Below are 19,067 nucleotides of genomic sequence, written 5' to 3'. Positions count from 1 at the left end.
CACTACATAGGCATCATCGATATAAATTACGATGCAGCTTAAATCGATTACCCGGCTTATCTACTCAGGGTCAACGAAGAGACCCATTTGAGGTCCGTCGGGCCGGGACGGAGCCGCAAGGCCGAGATGGCTGAAAGCCGTGGGCGTCAGGATGCGGCCACGTGGTGTCCTTTGCAGAAATCCGTTCTGAATCAGGTAAGGCTCGACAATTTCTTCAATCGCGTCCCTGGGCTCGGAAAGCGCGGCGGCAATTGTCTCGATCCCCACCGGGCCACCGCCAAAATTCACGGCGATCTGATTGAGATAACGCCGGTCGAGGCTGTCGAGACCTGCTCCATCAACTTCAAGCTGGAGCAGTGCCTTGTCCGCCAGCATCCGGTCGACGCGCTCCACGCCTTCGAAAACCGCAAAATCCCGGACCCGCCTCAACAGGCGCCCGGCGATGCGCGGTGTTCCGCGTGACCGCTTGGCAATCTCATGTGCCCCGTCTTCCGCCATTCCGATACCAAGAATGGAAGCCCCGCGTTTAACGATATGTTCCAGCTCCGCGACCGTGTAGAATTGCAGCCGGACCGGAATGCCGAAGCGATCCCGGAGCGGGGTCGTCAGAAGACCGAGCCGCGTGGTTGCCGCGACAAGCGTGAACTTCGCAAGATCGATCTTGACCGACCGCGCAGCTGGTCCTTCGCCGATGATCAGGTCGAGCTGATAGTCTTCCATCGCCGGATAGAGCACTTCTTCCACCGCCGGGTTGAGGCGGTGAATTTCGTCGATGAACAGGACGTCCCGCTCTTCCAGGTTGGTCAAAAGCGCGGCAAGGTCACCCGCTTTGGCGATCACCGGCCCAGAAGTCGCGCGAAAATTGACACCCAGCTCACGCGCCATGATCTGTGCCAGTGTCGTCTTGCCCAACCCCGGAGGCCCGACAAAGAGAACATGGTCCAGAGCTTCTCCGCGCGCTTTCGCAGCACCGATGAAGACCTTCAGATTGGCGCGGGCCTGTGCCTGACCGACGAAATCGTCCAGCGCCTGCGGGCGCATGGTGCTGTCGATTTCATCACCCCGGATTTCCGGCGTAACAATGCGTGTGTCATCCGACATGGCTTACGACTACCAACAAAAGCACCAGAAGAGCTATCGAATAGGCAACTCTGAGTGCATAGAATTTTTTGAACTGACTGCGGACAAACGGATCATCCGTGTCGATCCGGCGCCCTTTTATCGCAAACGGACGATCGCCGACCGATTGGGAGAACTTATGGTCGAGATACATGATCCCGCCAATGCCCAATACCACAAAGACAACTGCAATGACCGCGTAAGTAAAGGCAATCATCCTGCCAGTTCCTTCAGGCCCAGCCGGATCAGGACTTCGGTAGACGCGTCTTCTCCCGCGGACTGCATGGCCTTTGCCACCGCGGCGCTGGCCTGTGCCTGGGCATACCCCAGATTTGTCAGAGCGGAAACCGCTTCGGCAACCGGTCGCGCAGCAATGTTGTCCGCCACATCCTGTGAGACCGAGATCGTCGCCTGATCGACACTGGCGTGGCTCGGCGCCTTGTCCTTCAATTCCGAGAGAATGCGCTCCGCAACACGTTTGCCGACACCGGGAGCCCGGGAGATCGTCGCCTTGTCGCCAAGCGCGATGGCGTTGGCAACTTCACTGGCCTTCAGAATACCGAGAATGCCCAGCGCCACCTTGGCTCCGACACCTTGAACGGTCATCAGGATCCGGAACCATTCCCTTTCCGCTTCCAGACCGAAACCGTAAAGGCGTATCATGTCTTCCCGCACGATGGTCTCAATGAACAGGACTGCTGCTTCCCCTGCCCTTGGCAGGCCCTGTAAGATGCGTGAGGGGCAATAGACTTGGTATCCGACGCCGTGCACGTCCAGGATCAGGTGATCTTCGCCGTAACTGTCGACGGTGCCCTTGAGTTTTCCGATCATACTGCCCCCACCGCGGCAAGACGTGCTGCTGTGCTTGCCCTGTGCTGGGCGTGACAAATGGCAATTGCCAGCGCATCTGCTGCATCGTCTGAATTGAACGTCGCCCTTGGCATCAGCACTTTCACCATTGCCCGGATCTGTTCCTTTTCCGCATGGCCGGTCCCGACCACGGTTTTCTTCACCAGGTTCGGCGCGTATTCGGCAACAGGAAGCCCCGCCAGCGAAGGCACGAGCAACGCGATGCCGCGCGCCTGCCCCAGTTTGAGGGTCGCGCCCGCATCCTTGTTGACGAAGGTGTGTTCGACGGCAGCTTCCACCGGATCATGCTGGCGCACGACCTCATGCAACCCGTCATGCAGTTGAACCAGCCGCTCTGCCAGGCTCTTTTTGTTGTCGGAGGTGACCGTTCCTGAAGCTATGAAGGACAGCCTGTTTCCGGCCGCTTCAATCATGCCCCAGCCGGTGCGCCGCAGCCCCGGGTCGATGCCCAGCAATCGAATCGCATGTGTCATGGAACAAATCGGTAACAAAACTTCCCCGTTGACGCCAGCCAAAGCGCAGCTTACCAACGGAAAGCCTGTCTAAAACCTCATGAGAGCCACCCCCAGCAGGCTCCGTTTTCACCACTCCCGGCGTGCCCCTCCTCCATTTTTTGACGAAGGCTCAATTGAGGACTTGCACGTTTCGTTATGACGCCCGCTAATCTACGAGTTTTCATGTTCGAGATTTTCAATTCATTTCCGCCCCAACTTCTCCTGTTCCTCGCGGCGGTTCTATTCATTGCGGGCTGTGTGCGCGGATTTGCCGGTTTTGGTGCGGGAATGATCTTCATGCCGGTGGCAACCAGCGTGCTCGTACCGTCAACGGCTGCAGCTGCATTTCTGTTCATCGACGGTATTGTCGCCCTGCCGCTGGTCATCCGGGCGCTCAGAATGTGTGATTGGGCAACGGTTCTGCCGGCGGTGATCGGCGCCGTGGTTTTTGTGCACTTTGGTGCGTGGCTCCTGGCGAACGCGGACGTCCTCGTCCTGCGCTGGACAATCTTTGTAATCGTCGCAGGTCTGTTGCTGCTGCTTGTTTCAGGTTGGCGCTACCACAGAAAGCCTGGCACTGCGATCTCGCTCGGTGTCGGCGGCGTTGCCGGGGTGCTTGGTGGCATTTCGCAGGTCTCCGGACCACCCGTAGTCGCGTTCTGGCTGTCCAGCGCAAAAGAACCGGCTGTTGTTCGGGCCAACCTGATCATCTTTTTCGCCCTGGCCAGCTTCGGAACCTTTGCCGCCTATATCCTGAACGGCTTCTTCACGCTGGAAGTCTTCCATCTCCTGCTCATGGCGATCCCGGTCTATGCCATTGCCATTTTTGCCGGATCCAGGGGCTTCAAGAACGCCAATCCCGACCTTTATCGAAAAATAGCCTACGTCCTGATTGCCCTGGCGGCCCTCACCAGCATGCCTGCTCTCGATTCGCTCTTCCGCGGATAGAGATCAGCCTGCAACCTTTGCCTGCCATTTGGCGCATTTCTCACTCATCAACCGGTCGAGCTCGTCTTGAAACTCTTGCTCGCTGGAAGACGCATGCGCCAGAACGCTCAGCGCAACAATTGCCGCATCGACAGCTTCTTCACGGACATCTGCTAGCGTGTGGTTCTTGTATTCACTGCCAGGAGCCTTGGTGACGGACAGAACCGCCTGCGCCAGTTCCCCGGCTTCCTCGGACAGTTTGAGAGCCCGTTCCGAAAGGGACTTCGGGTCGGCTTGTGTCAGTTCGAAAATGCCGAACATAAAAGTGTCTCCTGAATGACCAAACGTCATTGATTAGCTCTGCTTGTGAGAACAGCCGCTGGCAGCCAGCCTGTGGCACAGTTGATTTTCCGAGATGACGGAACCCGGCCGATACTGAAAAAACAAAACCCCGGCCTGGCCGGGGTTTCACAATCAGTTTTTTTGAAGATCTATCAGGACGCCAGCGCCGCCATGGTCTCTTCATCAACGTCGAAGTTCGAGTAGACGTTCTGGACGTCGTCATCGTCTTCCAGCATGTCAATAAGCTTCATCAGCGTCTGGGCCTTGTCGGCATCGACCGGCGTCAGGTTCTGCGGCTTCCAGATGATCTTGGTGGAATCCGCTTCGCCCAGTGCATCTTCAAGAGCCTTGGCAACGTCATTCAGATCTTCAAATGCCGTGTAGATCGTATGACCCGCTTCATCGGACTGAACGTCCTCCGCACCGGCTTCGATCGCAGCTTCCAGAACCGCATCGGCCTCACCGGCTTCCGGCTTGTAGACGATCTCGCCGACCCGGTCGAACATGAAGGAAACCGAACCGGTCTCCCCGAGCGAACCGCCGCATTTGGTGAAGTAGGAGCGAATGTTGGAAGCAGACCGGTTGCGGTTGTCGGTCAAGGCCTCGACAACAACGGCTACGCCCGCAGGACCGTATCCTTCGTAGCGGATCTCTTCATAGTTATCGCCCTCGCCGGACTGCGACTTGTTGATCGCACGCTGGATATTGTCCTTTGGCATCGACTGTGCCTTGGCGTTCTGAACGGCCAAGCGCAGGCGCGGGTTCGAATCCGGATCCGGATCACCCATCTTCGCGGCTACAGTAATTTCCTTGGACAGCTTGGAGAACATCTTTGAGCGGGCCGCATCCTGACGTCCCTTGCGGTGCATGATGTTCTTGAATTTTGAATGGCCTGCCATGGCTCTTCTCGGTTCTCTGCGGATGATTTTGATGAAAAACTGCGCCGCTTATAGGCAAGTTGGCGCCGAAAATCCAGTTCGGAGAAATTCCTGAACGGTTCCTTCAGCCTACCGCGACCAAAATGGCGGCAAAACTGGCTCCAGACGACCGCCGATACGCACCGGGGCAACACGCTCCGCGAGCCCGGTGCGGTCATCCGTTTCGATGGCGACACCGCATATTGTGGCTTCGCCGGTTGCAGGAGTGAATCGCGAACCCGGGATCTTGCGCTGAAACCGGTTTACCGGCTCTTCCTTGTCCATACCCAACACACTGTCATAGGAGCCGCACATGCCGGCATCCGACAGATAGGCCGTTCCGTGTTCGAGAATCTGATGGTCGGCGGTCGGCACATGGGTGTGCGTTCCAACGACCAGGCTCACCCGGCCGTCGAGAAAATGGCCCATTGCCTGCTTCTCGCTGGTGGCTTCGGCATGGATGTCCACGATGATGGCGTCGGCAACCTGGCCGAGCGGACATTCATTCACGACCCTCTCCATGACGGCAAAAGGATCATCCAGGGCGTCCATATAGACGCGCCCCATGACATTGACCACCATCACCTGCGCACCGTTTCTGGCGGTATAAAGATGAGCGCCTCTGCCCGGTGTGCCCGCCGGATAGTTTACAGGGCGCAGCAAACGGTCCTGCCGCTCGATATAGACCAGCGTGTCACGTTGATCCCAGACATGATTGCCGGTGGTGACGACATCCGCACCTGCGTCCAGTACATCTTGCAAGATGGCTTCGGTAATACCGAAGCCGGAAGCGGAATTTTCGCCGTTGACGACTACGAAATCGAGCTGGTTGGTCTCAACAAGGTCCGGCAATTGCTGTATTACCGCCGTCCGGCCCACGCGGCCGACAAGATCCCCCAGAAACAATATACGCATAAATCCTCGCTAGACCGTCAACCGGCAGCCCGGTTAGTCAAATGCCCGGTATCCGACTTCGGTCAGAATCCCGTTCAAAGGTTTGTCATGCGCTTCTGCGGGCACGCGGTCAACCTCCTGAACGCCAAACGCGACACCGATACACAGCAGCGCGCCCTGTTTTTCAAGGGCTGCGATCGCCGTGTCATAGTAGCCTTTGCCGTATCCAAGCCGGTTTCCCGACTTGTCGAAACCGGCCAGCGGCATCAGAAGAACATCCGGGCGAAGAACTTCCACATGGGGCGCCGGTTCCATTGTCCCGAATCCGGCTGAAACCAATTCCGTTCCGCGTTCCAGTTTCCTGAACTGCAAATGCGGCTCCGCGATTGCGGGAAGACACAACTGGTGCCCCTTTTGCCGTAGATGGTCCATCAGCGGCCTCGGATCGATTTCATCGCGGATCGGCCAGAAGCCCGCAACTGTCGCACCAACCGGAATAGGCAGGGTGTGGGCATGATCGACAAGCGCAAGGCTCTTTTCGATACGCTCGATCTCATCCATCGCCTTGCGGCGACCAAGCGCCTGCTTGCGATAAACGTCTTTTTCAGCAGCAAGTGGGGAAAGAGCAGTCATGGGGCCTCTTCATTGAACACAACCGGCCCGACTTGCCGGGACCCGTGCCCCTTACAATCAGAGCACAAAATCAACAAGGCAAATCTGTGCAGCCGTCCGACCGTTGGAATTGCAATCCCGGGAAACCTACAATGTAGGTGGGCGCCGTATGCAACGGACCACGGCCCAAAGCAGGGACAGCTCCCTAGGGAATGCGTAAGGCCCCGGGGATAATCTTCCTGACGTATCGGGCAGCCGCAAGTACCGCATATAGACTCGCGCCCCGGCAATTACCAGAGCGTCAGAAATTTCATCACAAACGAAATCTGAAAAATTATTCCAGGTAGCCTGAAGGAATCAGGATGGTTCCGAAGTCCGCAAGCTCTTGCTCAGACCGTCGGCGAGACTCTCGATCCGCGCTGCCGCAGTATGAATCGCCCTGGAAAGCTCTTCCTCGTTCTGGCTCATATTGTCGAGAGCGGCGACCTGCTGCTGCTTGGCTTCCGTCAGCTCCTGCTCCAGCCGGGCGATCTTTTTTTCAAGTTCCGAAAGCTGATCGGTTGCCATGATGCCGGCCATGACGGTCAGTCTCTGATCGCCAATTTCACCGAAAGCGCCTCTGAGCTCGGAAATCCAGCCATCGAAACGGGCTGCCAGACCCATCAACCGGTCTTCTTCGCCGTCGTCACAGGCCATGCGGAAGGATTTGCCATTAATCGTGACGGTAATCTGCGCCATCAATCGTTAACCTCCGTGCGCATCCAGCACGCTTCGAATTGTTTCCATGGCAGAAACGAGACGCCGGGACACATCTTTGTTGGCTTCTTCCAGACGCGATGCCCGGGCTTCGCTTTCATCCAGGGAGGCGGCCAGCTGAGAGCGATCTTCGCCGAGCCGCTGTAAATCTTCCTGCAGGGAATTCAAGGATCTGTCCGCATCCATACGACGTTGCACGGCCGTTTCAAGATTACCAACAGCTGCATCCAGGCGTTTTACCGCATCGGCAAGGCTGGTCTTTTCCATGCAGTCGATTTCCGCCATAAATCACGTTATCCCAATAGCTTGCGGCACCCGCCTGTCATTCCGTTCCGTAACAGCTGGAGATTTAGCGCTTTCACTCCTGCAGCCGCCGGACGCCTGAAATGCATGCAACTCAATACACTCAAACGTGTGATTTACAGCGAAAAAGCAAATCTTTTTTAGGGTGTCGAGCTTAGGCACCGCATCTTCCCTCAGTCAATGCCACCCTTGGCAGAATCCTCAACTCTATAACCCGCCGGACAGTGTTTTTGTTCCTAAAATACCCTTGCGCAGCTTTATTGACTCGGTGCTCGTTCCTGATATTTGTCTGGCGCCTGATCGAGATTGACGAAAGTCAGTTTTTGAGCGACGTACCTCAGAAAATACCTTTACCAGATGAACCGCTCTGGTCTAAAGGGGCTCCAAAGCAAGCAACGGGAAAACGATGACCGATCTTGAAAAACACCAGCGCATGGCAAATGCGATCCGCTTTCTTGCCATTGATGCCGTGGAAAAGGCAAAATCCGGTCACCCCGGACTGCCCATGGGCGCAGCCGACATTGCCACAGTCCTTTTTACCGAATTCCTGAAATTTGATCCGACCGCGCCGAACTGGTCCGACCGTGACCGCTTCGTTCTGTCCGCCGGTCATGGCTCGATGTTGCTTTACAGCCTGCTGTATCTGATGGGCTATGAAGATTTCTCGCTGGAAGAACTGAAAAACTTCCGCCAGCTCGGCTCGCGCACAGCAGGCCATCCGGAATACGGCCATGGCGCCGGGATCGAAACCACCACCGGCCCGCTTGGCCAGGGTCTCGGCAACGCGGTCGGAATGGCCATTGCGGAGCGCCTTCAGGCAGACCGTTTCGGCAAGGATCTGGTCGATCACTTCACCTACGTTCTTGCTGGTGACGGCTGCCTCATGGAAGGCATCAGCCAGGAAGCCCTGACCCTCGCCGGTCATCTGAAGCTCAACAAGCTGATCGTCATCTGGGATGACAACGGCATCTCCATCGACGGCAAAGTCGAGATCACCGATAGCACGAACCAGCAGGCCCGCTTTGCGGCTTCCGGCTGGAACACCATTGATGTCGACGGCCATGACCCGGAAGCCATTGCGGCTGCGATCCGTCAGGCACAGGCCAGCGACAAACCGACCCTGATCGCTGCCAAGACCACCATTGGCTTCGGCGCACCAACCAAGGCCGGCACCGCGAAAGTTCACGGCGCTCCGCTTGGTGCGGAAGAAATCACCGGCACCCGTGAGGCACTGAACTGGCCGCATGAGCCGTTTGAAGTTCCGAGCGACATTCTCGATGCCTGGCGCATCGCCGGTCTGCGGTCCGCGCAGGCACACAAAGACTGGCAGAAGCGCTTTGCCGAAGCCGACGCCGAGACCCGTGCGGAGTTCGAACGCCGCAACCGGGGCGATCTGCCTGCCGGCTTCACTCAAGCCGTTCTTGACTACAAGAAACAGCTCGCGGAAGACCAGCCAACCATGGCAACCCGCAAGGCTTCCGAAGCCTGCTTGAACGTCATCAACGAAGTTGTACCGGAAACAATCGGCGGCTCTGCCGACCTGACTGGCTCCAACAACACCAAGACCGCACAGACGCTGCCGGTCACTCCGGACGATTTCTCCGGACGTTACATCCATTACGGCATTCGCGAGCACGGCATGGCTGCTGCGATGAACGGCATGGCCCTGCATGGCGGTCTCATCCCCTATTCCGGCGGCTTCCTGATCTTCTCCGATTACTGCCGTCCGTCGATCCGTCTTGCAGCTCTCATGGGCCAGCGTGTCATCCACGTGATGACCCACGATTCCATCGGCCTTGGCGAAGACGGACCGACCCACCAGCCGGTCGAGCACTTTGCCGCGCTGCGGGCAATTCCCCAGCTGACCTTCTTCCGTCCGGCCGACGTCACCGAAACGCTGGAATGCTGGCAGCTTTCGCTGGAAAACAAGGATGGTCCGTCGATCCTCGCCCTCACGCGTCAGAACCTGCCGGCTCAGCGCAAGTCCTACGAGGAAGAAAACCGCTGCGCGAAGGGCGCATACGTACTGATCGAAAGTGAAGACGATGCTGCCGTGACGATCTTCGCTTCAGGTTCCGAAGTTGAAATCGCGGTTGACGCTCACAAGGAGCTGACCGACGCAGGCATCGCAGCACGCGTGATTTCTGTCCCGTCCTTCGAGCTGTTTGAACAGCAGTCGGACGATTACCAGGCTGCCGTTATCGGCAACTCCAAGGTAAAAATTGCTGTCGAAGCCGGGATCCGCATGGGTTGGGACCGCTTCATCGGCAATGATGGCCTGTTCGTTGGCATGACCGGATTTGGCGCCAGCGCTCCATACAAGGAGCTGTACGAGCATTTCGGCATCACCAAGGACGCAGTTGTCACTGCGGTGAAAGAAAAGCTTAGCAATTAATTGAGATCAATTCCCGGCACCAAGACTTCCTCCTATGGTGCCGGGCCTTCGAGCACGCTTGTGCTATTTCAGTGACCACTGTATGTGGTTTTTAAACCGGTTTAAGCCCGACGAGGCACGCCGGAGATTGCGGGAGTTGACTATGGTAACCAAGGTAGCAATCAACGGATTTGGACGCATCGGCCGCAATGTATTGCGTGCCATCGTCGAATCCGGCCGCACCGATATTGAAGTCGTTGCGATCAACGATCTCGGCCCTGTTGAAACCAACGCACACCTGCTGCGCTACGATTCTGTTCATGGCCGGTTCCCGGCAGAAGTCACGGTTGAAGGTGACACCATCTCCGTGGGTGGCGGCAAACCGATCAAGGTAACTGCAATCCGTGACCCGAAGGATCTGCCATGGGGTGAACTCGGCGTTGATGTCGCTCTGGAGTGCACCGGCATCTTCACCGCCAAGGACAAAGCATCCGCTCACCTCGAAGCCGGCGCAAAGCGCGTTCTGGTTTCCGCGCCGGCTGCCGGCGCAGACAAGACCATCGTCTACGGTGTCAACCACGATGCGCTGACTGCGGATGACCTGGTCGTCTCCAACGCCTCTTGCACCACCAACTGCCTGTCCCCGGTTGCCTACGTCCTGAACGAGACGGTCGGCATCGAAAAAGGCTTCATGACAACCATCCACTCCTATACCGGTGACCAGCCGACACTGGACACGATGCACAAGGATCTCTACCGCGCCCGTGCTGCGGCAATGTCCATGATCCCGACATCCACCGGTGCGGCAAAGGCTGTTGGTCTGGTTCTCCCGGACCTGAATGGCAAGATGGACGGTGTTGCCATCCGTGTCCCGACCCCGAACGTTTCCGTGGTCGACCTCAACTTCATCGCCAAGCGCGAAACCTCTGTCGAGGAAATCAACGCTGCCATCAAGGAAGCTGCGGACGGCAAGCTGAAGGGCATTCTGGGCTACACGGAAGAAAAACTGGTCTCCATGGACTTCAACCATGACAGCCACTCTTCGGTCTTCCACATGGACCAGACCAAGGTCATGGACGGCACCTTCGTCCGCATCCTGACCTGGTACGACAACGAGTGGGGCTTCTCCAACCGCATGGCCGACACGGCCGTCGCCATGGCAAAGCTCATCTAAATAATGAGTTGGATGTCACATCATCCACATTGACCTTTCAGGCGGATGCGGGCTTTCTGCATCCGCCTTTTCTATGTTCGATCATTTGGGGGTTTATTTGCTCGAACTTTTCACCGTTATTTCACTGACGATCGTCGTCGCCATCGTGCCAGGGCCTGATTTCGCCGTCGTTCTGCGCAATGCCCTGATCGGCGGACGCCTCGCAGGCATCATGACCGCGCTCGGCATCGCACTTGCACTCGGCGTTCACGTGACCTACGCGCTCGCGGGCATAGGCCTGGTCGTGTCCCAGTCGATCCTGCTCTTTAATGCACTCAAGCTGATCGGCGCGGCCTATCTGGTCTTCCTCGGCATTTCCATGTATCGGACCGCCTCAAAGGACATGCCTGCCGATGGTGCACGTACCGGCATGCCGCCGCTCAAGGCATTGCGCTGGGGCTTTTTCACAAATGTGACAAATCCGAAGGCCACAATGTTCGCCTTGAGTGTGTTCTTGCAGGTCACCTCCCCCGAGACGGCCCTTTGGACGCAGATCGGCTATGGTGTCATCATGGCAAGCGGCGTGTTCCTGTGGTTTGTCCTGGTCACGATGTTCTTCACGCTTCCGGCCGTCCGGCTTCAATTCATGCGCGCCAAACTCTGGATGGAGCGCTCATTCGGCGTCCTGCTGACCTTGTTCGGCATCGGCATAGCCGTCACAACCAACTCGACCCGCCCCTGACAACAGGTGTTCACATGGCTTTCAAAACTCTCGACGATCTGACTGACATCGCCGGCAAGCGCGCTCTGGTTCGCGTGGACCTGAACGTTCCGATGGACGGTGAAAAGGTCACTGACACAACCCGTATCGAACGCGTTCTGCCAACCATCCGGGAATTGTCCGAAAAGGGTGCCAAGGTGATCCTTCTGGCCCATTTCGGTCGTCCGAAAGGCGAGCGTGTGGCGTCCATGTCGCTTGCACCCGTCGCTCTTGCCGTGACTGATCTTCTTGGCCGCAACGTCTCCTTTGCCGAAGATTGCATCGGTGAAGCAGCGGCTGACGCCATCGGGACGATGGCCGACGGCGATGTTCTGCTTCTGGAAAACACCCGCTATCACAAGGGCGAGGAAAAGAACGATCCGGAATTTGCCAAGGCGCTTGCCGCCAACGGCGACATCTATGTCAACGATGCCTTCTCCGCAGCACACCGGGCCCACGGCTCCACGGAAGGCATTGCCAAACTGCTGCCTGCCTATGCCGGCCGCACGATGCAGGCAGAACTGGAAGCCCTCGGCTCAGCGCTTGGCGAGCCGGTCCGTCCGGTTCTGGCGGTAGTTGGCGGCGCAAAGGTATCTTCCAAGATCGATCTTCTGGAAAACCTCGTATCCAAGGTGGACATGCTGGTCATCGGTGGTGGCATGGCCAACACGTTCTTGGCTGCCAAAGGCACGAACGTTGGCAAGTCGCTTTGCGAGCACGACCTGGCCGATACCGCCAAGCGGATCATGACTGCTGCGGAAAAAGCCAATTGTGAAATCGTCCTTCCCGACGATGCCGTCGTTGCCAGGGAATTCAAGGCAGGTGCGGACAACGAGACCGTTGCACTCGATGCAATCCCGTCCGATGCCATGATCCTGGATGTCGGCGCTGCCTCCATCGAAACCGTCAAGGGCAAGATCGACGCGGCCAAGACCCTCGTCTGGAACGGTCCACTGGGCGCTTTCGAGATCGAACCGTTCGACAAGGCAACCGTTGCAGCAGCAAAACACGCAGCTGAAAACACGAAAGCAGGCAGGTTGAATTCCGTTGCAGGTGGAGGCGACACTGTCGCAGCCCTGAACCATGCAGGTGCAGCTGACAGTTTCTCCTATGTTTCGACAGCTGGCGGTGCATTCCTGGAATGGTTGGAGGGCAAGGAACTTCCAGGCGTCAAGGCACTGGAATCCTGATGCTTTCCTGAACAATTGGGAGGAAGGGGAATGCAACGCAGTTTCACCAATATCCTGACCGAGGAAGTCGCCGCAACGACGGCCTTCTACGAGCAGCTGCTTGGATTGAAACCTCAGTTTTCTTCGGATTGGTTCGTCAATCTTGCTGATCCTGAAAATCCTGGCCTCGAGCTGGGTATCCTCCAGCAGACCCACGACATCGTCCCGGCCGAAGCCCGACAGGCACCGGCCGGGGTGATGCTTACCTTCGTGGTTGACGATTGCGACGCCATCCATGAACGCGCTCTGGCAGCGAATGCGAATATCATTGAAGCTCCTCGCGAAATGCCTTACGGCCAAAAGCGAATGATCTTGCGGGACCCTGCAGGAACCTTCGTCGACATCAGTTCGCTGGTTCAGAACTAGGGGTCAGGGTGCCACATTAATTTGCGACGCAAATTAATTGTGTTGGTACAAATTCTGGCAATGCTTTGTATTTAAATTGATTTAAGCACACCGGTCCCCCTTTCCATGCCGGAAAATCTTGATAGAACCACCGGGGATTGACGCACCGCAATACCGGTGACGTGATTATCGCGCTAGCCTGCAGCAGACCTGCACGGAACCGGACTCTTGGGAGACTATTGATGGCACGTATTACCCTTCGCCAGCTGCTTGATCATGCTGCCGAGAACGATTACGGCGTTCCGGCATTCAATATCAACAACATGGAACAGGCTCTGGCGATCATGGCCGCAGCCGACCAGACCGATTCCCCGGTCATCATCCAGGCTTCCCGCGGCGCACGTGCTTACGCTCACGACGTCATGTTGAAGCACATGATGGACGCGGTGATCGAGATTTATCCGCACATTCCGGTCTGCGTTCACCTGGACCACGGTAACGCGCCACAGACCTGCATGACCGCAATTCAGGCCGGTTTCACTTCCGTCATGATGGACGGTTCGCTGGAAGCAGACGGCAAGACACCGGCCAATTGGGACTACAATGTCGGCGTGACCAAGACGGTAACCGACATGGCCCATCTTGGCGGCATCTCCGTTGAAGGCGAGCTTGGTGTTCTGGGTTCTCTCGAAACCGGCATGGGCGACAAGGAAGACGGACACGGTGCTGAAGGCAAGCTCAGCCAGGAGCAGCTGCTGACCGACCCGGAAGAAGCGGTCAAATTTGTTCAGGAAACCAAGGTTGATGCGCTGGCGATCGCCATGGGCACCAGCCACGGCGCCTACAAGTTCACCCGCAAGCCGGATGGCGAAATCCTGGCGATGCATGTGATCGAAGAAATCCACCGCCGCCTGCCGAACACTCACCTGGTCATGCACGGTTCGTCCTCCGTGCCGCAGGACCTGCAGGACATCATCAATCAGTATGGTGGCGAGATGCCGCAGACCTGGGGCGTCCCGGTTGAAGAAATCCAGCGCGGCATCAAGAACGGCGTTCGCAAGATCAACATCGACACGGACAACCGAATGGCGATGACTGGCCAGATCCGCAAGGTTTTGAGCGAAAATCCGGGCGAATTCGATCCACGCAAGTACCTGAAGCCTGCCCGTGAAGCCATGCAGAAGCTTTGCGTCCAGCGCCTGGAAGCCTTCAACACGGCAGGTCAGGCCTCCAAGATCAAGAAGGTTATTACGCTGGCGGAAATGGCTGCCCGTTATCAGGACGGCAGCCTGGACCCGAAAATCAGCTAATTCCTGCTACTCGTAAGCAGATAGTTTCATTCACTTTATTGAAAGAGGGGCCTTGCGTCCCTCTTTCGCCGTCTTTAGGTCATGGACTGAGAATCAAACTGATCCAGGACCGCTGCCCGTGAACCGCCCTCGCCTCTTCCTTGTGACACCACCCGAGTTTGACACTGCCGATCTTGCGGCCAAGCTCAAGAAGGCCTTTGCCGGCGGAGATATTGCCTGCGTGCTCATCTACATGCCCGGCGCCGGCACCAAGGAGGTGCAGGCCGCAGCAGACATTCTGGTTCCCGTCATTCAGGACGGCGGAGCAGCCGCGATCGTTTACGGCGACACGCAGGCAGCCGGACGGAGTGGAGCCGATGGCGTGCATGTCGACGCATCTCTGGAGGATGTGAAATTGGCCGTCGAAAGCTTCCAGCCTGAACGCATCGTCGGCACCGGCGGCACAAAATTGAAGCACGATGCCATGGAATGGGCCGAAACCGGCGTAGACTACATATTCTTCGGAAAACTGGATCTGGACGAGAAGGAAAACGCGCATTCCAAAACCTTGTCCGGCGCCTCATGGTGGGCGGAACTCTTCGAAACGCCTTGTGTTGCGCTCGCCGGCAACACGATTGACACCCTGGATGAAGCTGCGGCAACCGGCGCCGATTTTGTTGCGTTGAAGGATGCAGTCTGGAAGCCGGCGGCAGACGTCACCTCGATCATTTCAGAGGCAAATCGAATTCTGGATGCCTATCCATTTCCCGAAGCTGAATAAATTTATTGAGACCGGAGCAGAATTGATGCGCAAGGACAAGACCAGCCCAGGCGGAAGAAAGTGGGCCGCAACTCTTCTTGCAGCAGCAACGATGGCCTTTGCCGGCGAACGAGTGGCCCATGCGCAGGAAACCGGTGAGGAAGCGCCCGCACCCGTGGAGCTGCCAACAGCGCCCAATGATGGTTCGCTTCCGGTTCTGGTCGATGTGACGACGAAGGACAAGACACTTCTGAGCATCGTTGATGCCGGTCCGCCCAAACTTGACGAGAGCGAAGAAGCCAATGCCGACACCGCCTATACCGCATTCCAGCGTGGTTGGTTCCTGACCGCTCTTGGTCTTGCCACACCTTTGGCGGAAGAGGGAGACAAGGCGGCTCAGGCGCTGCTCGGGGTTCTGCACGAAGCCGGACTTGGCATCGAGCAGGACAAGTCCAAAGCCGCCGACTGGTACGGCCTTGCCGCCGGCAAGGGGGATGCGGGTTCCGCCATGCAGCTTGCACAGTTCTATCTGCTTGGAACCGGTGTCGAGGTGGACAAGAAAAAAGCGGCGGACCTTTTCGAACAAGCCGCCGATGCCGGCAACGCCTCCGCGCTGTACAATCTTGCACTGCTATATCAGGAAGGCGACGGACGGCCATTCAATGAGGAAAAGGCGCGCGAACTCCTGGAAGAGGCCGCGAAACGCAATGATCCGGAAGCGCAATACGCTCTCGGCCTGTCCTTTCTCGAAGCACAGAGCGGCCTGAACGATCCGGGTCAGGGTGCGTTCTGGCTGGGCCGGGCGGCGAGACGCGGACATACGTCCGCGCAGGTTTATTACGGCATTCTGCGCCACCAGGGGAAGGGCGTCGACCCGAATGAAGCGGAAGCTGCCGACTGGTTCGAACGCGCAGCAACAGCTGGCAATCCCGTCGCCATGAACCGTCTCGCCCGCGTCTACGCCTATGGCCGCGGCCGGGAGCAGGATTTTGCGGCAGCCGCCGGCTGGCACCTGATTGCCCGCACACTAGGGGTTTCCGATCTGTCGCTGGACAGGATCGTTGAAAGCCTCGACGAAACCACCATGGAAGAGGCCCGGGAGCTTGCGGAGCAATACTCGGCCACGTTGATGAAGCCGACGGAAGATCCGGCTGCGGAATCTCCATAATTCGCCCGATTACCGCAGCAAAAGAAGCCGGATTGCCTTTTTTTCTTGAAACAAGACCGCTTTTGTGGTGGACAGGCGCCAGCAAATTCCGGCGCACCAGCCTCCGCTGGCCGTAGCGCTGCTTCAGATCCAAACAAATCATAAAGTCGGTCGTTCCATGAAAATCAACGGTAACGAAATCAAGCCCGGTAACGTGCTTCAGCACCAGGACACGCTTTGGGCCGTCGTAAAAGTTCAGCACGTAAAGCCCGGCAAGGGCGGCGCGTTTGCCCAGGTCGAAATGAAAAACCTGCTCGATGGCCGCAAGCTTAACGAACGTTTCCGCTCGGAGGACAAGGTCGAGCGCGTTCGTCTTGAGCAAAAGGACTTCCAGTACCTTTACACCCAGGACGACATGCTGATCTTCATGGACACGGAAACCTACGAGCAGCTGGAACTGCAGTCCGATTTCGTTGGTGACCGCGCTGCGTTCCTTCAGGACGGCATGATGGTGACCGTCGAGCTTCATGAAGAACGCCCGATCGGCATCACGCTGCCGCAGCACGTGACCCTGGAAATCAGTGAAGCCGACGCGGTCGTCAAGGGACAGACCCAGTCCTCTTCCTACAAGCCTGCGCTGATGGAAAACGGCGTTCGCGTGATGGTTCCGCCATTCATCACAGCTGGCGAAAAGATCATCGTGGACACCGGCACTCTGGAATATGTCCGCCGCGCGGACTGATCCGCACACAACCAATTCCGATTTGGCGCGCCCGGCTCGAACCGGGCCGCGCCCAACAACAAGTGATAATCTATGGCCCGCACAGCTCTCCTCAACGTGATGGTTCAAGCCGCAACCAAGGCCGGACGCAGCCTGGTCCGCGACTTCGGTGAAGTGGAAAATCTGCAGGTGTCCCGCAAGGGCCCTGGCGACTTCGTTTCGGCTGCAGACCGCAAGGCCGAGGAGATCCTGCGCGGAGAGCTGACCAAGGCTCGCCCGACTTTCGGTCTGGTCATGGAAGAAAGCGGCGAAGTCGAAGGCACCGATGGTCAGCACCGTTGGCACATTGACCCGCTGGATGGCACAACCAACTTTCTCCACGGTATTCCGATATTCGCAACATCCATTGCCCTGGAACGTGCTGGAGAGATCGTTGCCGGTGTTATTTACAATCCGGTCATGGACGAACTCTACACCGCTGAGCGCGGCCGGGGAGCTTACATGAACGACCGCCGGCTCCGTGTAGCTGGCCGGATGGATCTTCCCGAGATGGTCTTTGGTACAGGCCTTCCCTTCATCGGCAAGGGAGATCACGGCCGCACCTTGCGCGAACTTCGCTACATCATGCCGGAAGTCGCGGGCATCCGCCGTGCAGGTGCTGCAGCGCTGGACCTTGCATGGACGGCGTCCGGCCGCCTTGACGGCTATTGGGAACGTAATCTCAATTCCTGGGACATCGCAGCTGGTATCCTGATGGTGCGTGAAGCTGGCGGCTTTGTCAGCGACCTCAACGGCAAGGACAAGATGCTGGAAAGCGGCGATGTCGTCGTCGGCAACGAAGACGCCCACAAGCACCTGATCCGTTTGCTGAAGAAGGCCGAAGCCCCGACCAAGGACTGAAATCCTTAATAAGCAGCAATTCGATAACCGGCGCCCTTGACTGATGCGCCGGTTTTCGTGCTTTCCAGACCTATTTCAGCCCTGGGTTACGTTTAGAGGTTTCCAAGGCGTCAAAAATCACGCTATCAATCAATTACCTCTGCAACAGGTGATTGATTGCTCAATATGGCCCGTGAATTTGACCCCTATAGCCTTTCCAGCCCGAGGGCATATCTGACCTTCATGATCATCTTCCTGGTGATCGTTGCTTTTATAGCCTTTATTCTTTTCCCTCAGATATCGACCGCCTTCATGAGCAATCCCGGCCTAAACGGTCTGATTGTCTTTGTCGGTCTTTTCGGGGTCTTGTTGCTGTTCGGCCGGGTTATCCGGCTTTTCCCGGAAATTTCCTGGGTCAACAGTTTCCGTATGGGCGACCCGGCCCTCGACACGCGCTCACCCGTCCTGCTTGCACCGATGGCAGCTTTGCTCGGCAACAAGGCCGGGGACATGGCGCTCACACCGACAACGGCTCGCTCGATCCTCGATTCCATCGGCATGCGCCTTGAGGAATCGCGCGAAATGTCCCGCTATCTGACGGGTCTGCTGGTTTTCCTGGGCCTCCTCGGCACCTTTTGGGGCCTGCTTCAGACCGTGAGTTCCGTCGGAGCGACCATTCAGTCCCTTGATGTCGGCTCGGGCGATGCCAATGTGATTTTCGAAGATCTCAAGGCTGGCCTTGAAGCACCGCTTTCCGGCATGGGCACTGCGTTTTCATCCTCCCTGTTCGGTTTGACGGGGTCTCTTGTTCTTGGCTTTCTCGACCTGCAGGCGGGGCAGGCCCAGAACCGGTTCTACAATGAACTGGAAGACTGGCTCTCGACTGTCACGGATATTGATCCGGAAGACGCAGCATTCACAGCACCTGAAGCCTCCGGTGTCGAACAGATCCAGGCCTCCATCCAGTCGCTGCAAAAAAGCATGGAAGAAGGCAGCAGCAAGAACGCCAACCAGGCCATGGCCAATCTTGCCGAAGGCATTCAGGGTCTGGTCAAACATGTGCGTTCCGAGCAGCAGATGATGCGCGACTGGGCTGAGTCCCAAGGCGACCAGCAGAAGCGTATCGAGGGTCTGCTGACCTCGATAGCGTCCGCTTTCGATCGCGCCAAGGAGTAG

Annotated in this window: 22 protein-coding genes and 1 other RNA gene; 12 read left to right on the top strand and 11 right to left on the bottom strand. The window is 57.4% G+C overall.

Features of this window, described 5'->3' with window-relative positions:
* Window positions 1-60: 60 nt before the first annotated feature.
* The 4 genes from ruvB to ruvC are packed head-to-tail and all read right to left on the bottom strand — an operon-like array spanning window position 61 to window position 2,462.
* Window positions 61-1,101 carry a Holliday junction branch migration DNA helicase RuvB gene (gene ruvB, locus ABLO27_RS20920; RefSeq protein ID WP_353035405.1) on the bottom strand — a complete coding sequence of 347 codons (1,041 nt, stop codon included), beginning with the start codon at window positions 1,099-1,101 and terminating at the stop codon, window positions 61-63.
* Window positions 1,091-1,336, bottom strand: coding sequence for an endonuclease (locus ABLO27_RS20915; protein WP_353035403.1), 246 nt, complete (start codon window positions 1,334-1,336; stop codon window positions 1,091-1,093). Before ABLO27_RS20915 ends, ruvB begins: the two co-directional genes overlap by 11 nt.
* Window positions 1,333-1,950: a Holliday junction branch migration protein RuvA gene (ruvA, locus tag ABLO27_RS20910; protein WP_352942070.1), complete on the bottom strand. Its 618-nt coding sequence runs from the start codon at window positions 1,948-1,950 to the stop codon at window positions 1,333-1,335. The genes ABLO27_RS20915 and ruvA overlap by 4 nt, the downstream gene beginning before the upstream one ends.
* Window positions 1,947-2,462 carry a crossover junction endodeoxyribonuclease RuvC gene (gene ruvC / locus ABLO27_RS20905; protein ID WP_353035401.1) on the bottom strand — a complete coding sequence of 172 codons (516 nt, stop codon included), beginning with the start codon at window positions 2,460-2,462 and terminating at the stop codon, window positions 1,947-1,949. Before ruvC ends, ruvA begins: the two co-directional genes overlap by 4 nt.
* A gap of 204 nt (window positions 2,463-2,666) precedes the next feature.
* On the opposite strand from ruvC, the gene ABLO27_RS20900 reads away from it, so the two are divergent.
* A complete protein-coding gene (locus ABLO27_RS20900) occupies window positions 2,667-3,431 on the top strand; it encodes a sulfite exporter TauE/SafE family protein (protein WP_353035399.1) in 765 nt (254 codons plus the stop codon).
* A gap of 3 nt (window positions 3,432-3,434) precedes the next feature.
* On the opposite strand, the gene ABLO27_RS20895 is transcribed toward ABLO27_RS20900, so the two are convergent.
* The 7 genes from ABLO27_RS20895 to ABLO27_RS20865 form a co-directional block, all read right to left on the bottom strand.
* Window positions 3,435-3,731 carry a MazG-like family protein gene (locus tag ABLO27_RS20895; protein WP_353035398.1) on the bottom strand — a complete coding sequence of 99 codons (297 nt, stop codon included), beginning with the start codon at window positions 3,729-3,731 and terminating at the stop codon, window positions 3,435-3,437.
* Window positions 3,732-3,904: 173 nt separating this feature from the next.
* A complete protein-coding gene (locus ABLO27_RS20890; RefSeq protein WP_353035396.1) occupies window positions 3,905-4,651 on the bottom strand; it encodes a YebC/PmpR family DNA-binding transcriptional regulator in 747 nt (248 codons plus the stop codon).
* 108 nt (window positions 4,652-4,759) lie between these two features.
* Window positions 4,760-5,584 (bottom strand): TIGR00282 family metallophosphoesterase, encoded by an 825-nt coding sequence (locus tag ABLO27_RS20885; protein WP_353035394.1) that lies wholly within the window; start codon window positions 5,582-5,584, stop codon window positions 4,760-4,762.
* Between the two features lie 33 nt (window positions 5,585-5,617).
* Window positions 5,618-6,196 (bottom strand): 5-formyltetrahydrofolate cyclo-ligase, encoded by a 579-nt coding sequence (locus tag ABLO27_RS20880; RefSeq protein WP_353035393.1) that lies wholly within the window; start codon window positions 6,194-6,196, stop codon window positions 5,618-5,620.
* 85 nt (window positions 6,197-6,281) lie between these two features.
* Window positions 6,282-6,436: non-coding RNA, 6S RNA (gene ssrS / locus ABLO27_RS20875), on the bottom strand.
* Between the two features lie 96 nt (window positions 6,437-6,532).
* Window positions 6,533-6,913 (bottom strand): cell division protein ZapA, encoded by a 381-nt coding sequence (gene zapA / locus ABLO27_RS20870; protein WP_353035392.1) that lies wholly within the window; start codon window positions 6,911-6,913, stop codon window positions 6,533-6,535.
* 6 nt (window positions 6,914-6,919) lie between these two features.
* Window positions 6,920-7,198, bottom strand: a complete 279-nt coding sequence (locus tag ABLO27_RS20865) for a DUF4164 domain-containing protein (RefSeq protein ID WP_353035391.1) — start codon at window positions 7,196-7,198, stop codon at window positions 6,920-6,922.
* Between the two features lie 442 nt (window positions 7,199-7,640).
* Between ABLO27_RS20865 and tkt the strand changes: the two genes are divergently transcribed.
* The 11 genes from tkt to ABLO27_RS20810 all read left to right on the top strand — a co-directional run bounded on the left by tkt (window position 7,641) and on the right by ABLO27_RS20810 (window position 19,067).
* The gene (tkt, locus tag ABLO27_RS20860; protein WP_353035389.1) at window positions 7,641-9,629 is read left to right on the top strand and encodes a transketolase; all 1,989 of its coding nucleotides are present in this window, start codon (window positions 7,641-7,643) and stop codon (window positions 9,627-9,629) included.
* A gap of 142 nt (window positions 9,630-9,771) precedes the next feature.
* Entirely contained in the window at window positions 9,772-10,782 is a 1,011-nt protein-coding gene (gap, locus tag ABLO27_RS20855; RefSeq protein WP_353035387.1) for a type I glyceraldehyde-3-phosphate dehydrogenase, read from the top strand.
* 97 nt (window positions 10,783-10,879) lie between these two features.
* On the top strand, window positions 10,880-11,503 hold the full coding sequence (locus ABLO27_RS20850; RefSeq protein WP_353035386.1) for a LysE family translocator: 624 nt from the start codon (window positions 10,880-10,882) through the stop codon (window positions 11,501-11,503).
* Between the two features lie 14 nt (window positions 11,504-11,517).
* Window positions 11,518-12,711 (top strand): phosphoglycerate kinase, encoded by a 1,194-nt coding sequence (locus ABLO27_RS20845; protein WP_353035384.1) that lies wholly within the window; start codon window positions 11,518-11,520, stop codon window positions 12,709-12,711.
* Window positions 12,712-12,741: 30 nt separating this feature from the next.
* A complete protein-coding gene (locus ABLO27_RS20840; protein WP_353035382.1) occupies window positions 12,742-13,116 on the top strand; it encodes a VOC family protein in 375 nt (124 codons plus the stop codon).
* Window positions 13,117-13,337: 221 nt separating this feature from the next.
* Window positions 13,338-14,405 carry a class II fructose-bisphosphate aldolase gene (gene fba / locus ABLO27_RS20835; protein WP_353035380.1) on the top strand — a complete coding sequence of 356 codons (1,068 nt, stop codon included), beginning with the start codon at window positions 13,338-13,340 and terminating at the stop codon, window positions 14,403-14,405.
* A 118-nt stretch (window positions 14,406-14,523) separates the two neighbouring features.
* Window positions 14,524-15,165, top strand: coding sequence for a thiamine phosphate synthase (locus tag ABLO27_RS20830; RefSeq protein ID WP_353035378.1), 642 nt, complete (start codon window positions 14,524-14,526; stop codon window positions 15,163-15,165).
* A gap of 25 nt (window positions 15,166-15,190) precedes the next feature.
* Window positions 15,191-16,312, top strand: a complete 1,122-nt coding sequence (locus ABLO27_RS20825) for a tetratricopeptide repeat protein (protein WP_353035376.1) — start codon at window positions 15,191-15,193, stop codon at window positions 16,310-16,312.
* 157 nt (window positions 16,313-16,469) lie between these two features.
* The gene (gene efp / locus ABLO27_RS20820) at window positions 16,470-17,033 is read left to right on the top strand and encodes an elongation factor P (protein WP_094074798.1); all 564 of its coding nucleotides are present in this window, start codon (window positions 16,470-16,472) and stop codon (window positions 17,031-17,033) included.
* A gap of 72 nt (window positions 17,034-17,105) precedes the next feature.
* Window positions 17,106-17,912 (top strand): inositol monophosphatase family protein, encoded by an 807-nt coding sequence (locus ABLO27_RS20815; RefSeq protein WP_353035374.1) that lies wholly within the window; start codon window positions 17,106-17,108, stop codon window positions 17,910-17,912.
* Between the two features lie 165 nt (window positions 17,913-18,077).
* The gene (locus tag ABLO27_RS20810; protein ID WP_353035372.1) at window positions 18,078-19,067 is read left to right on the top strand and encodes a flagellar motor protein MotA; all 990 of its coding nucleotides are present in this window, start codon (window positions 18,078-18,080) and stop codon (window positions 19,065-19,067) included.

The sequence above is a fragment of the Roseibium sp. SCP15 genome (assembly GCF_040329435.1).
In the GTDB taxonomy this organism is placed as follows: domain Bacteria; phylum Pseudomonadota; class Alphaproteobacteria; order Rhizobiales; family Stappiaceae; genus Roseibium.
The sequence above is the reverse complement of the archived record's forward strand: the minus strand, read 5'-3'. Positions and strand labels throughout refer to the sequence as shown.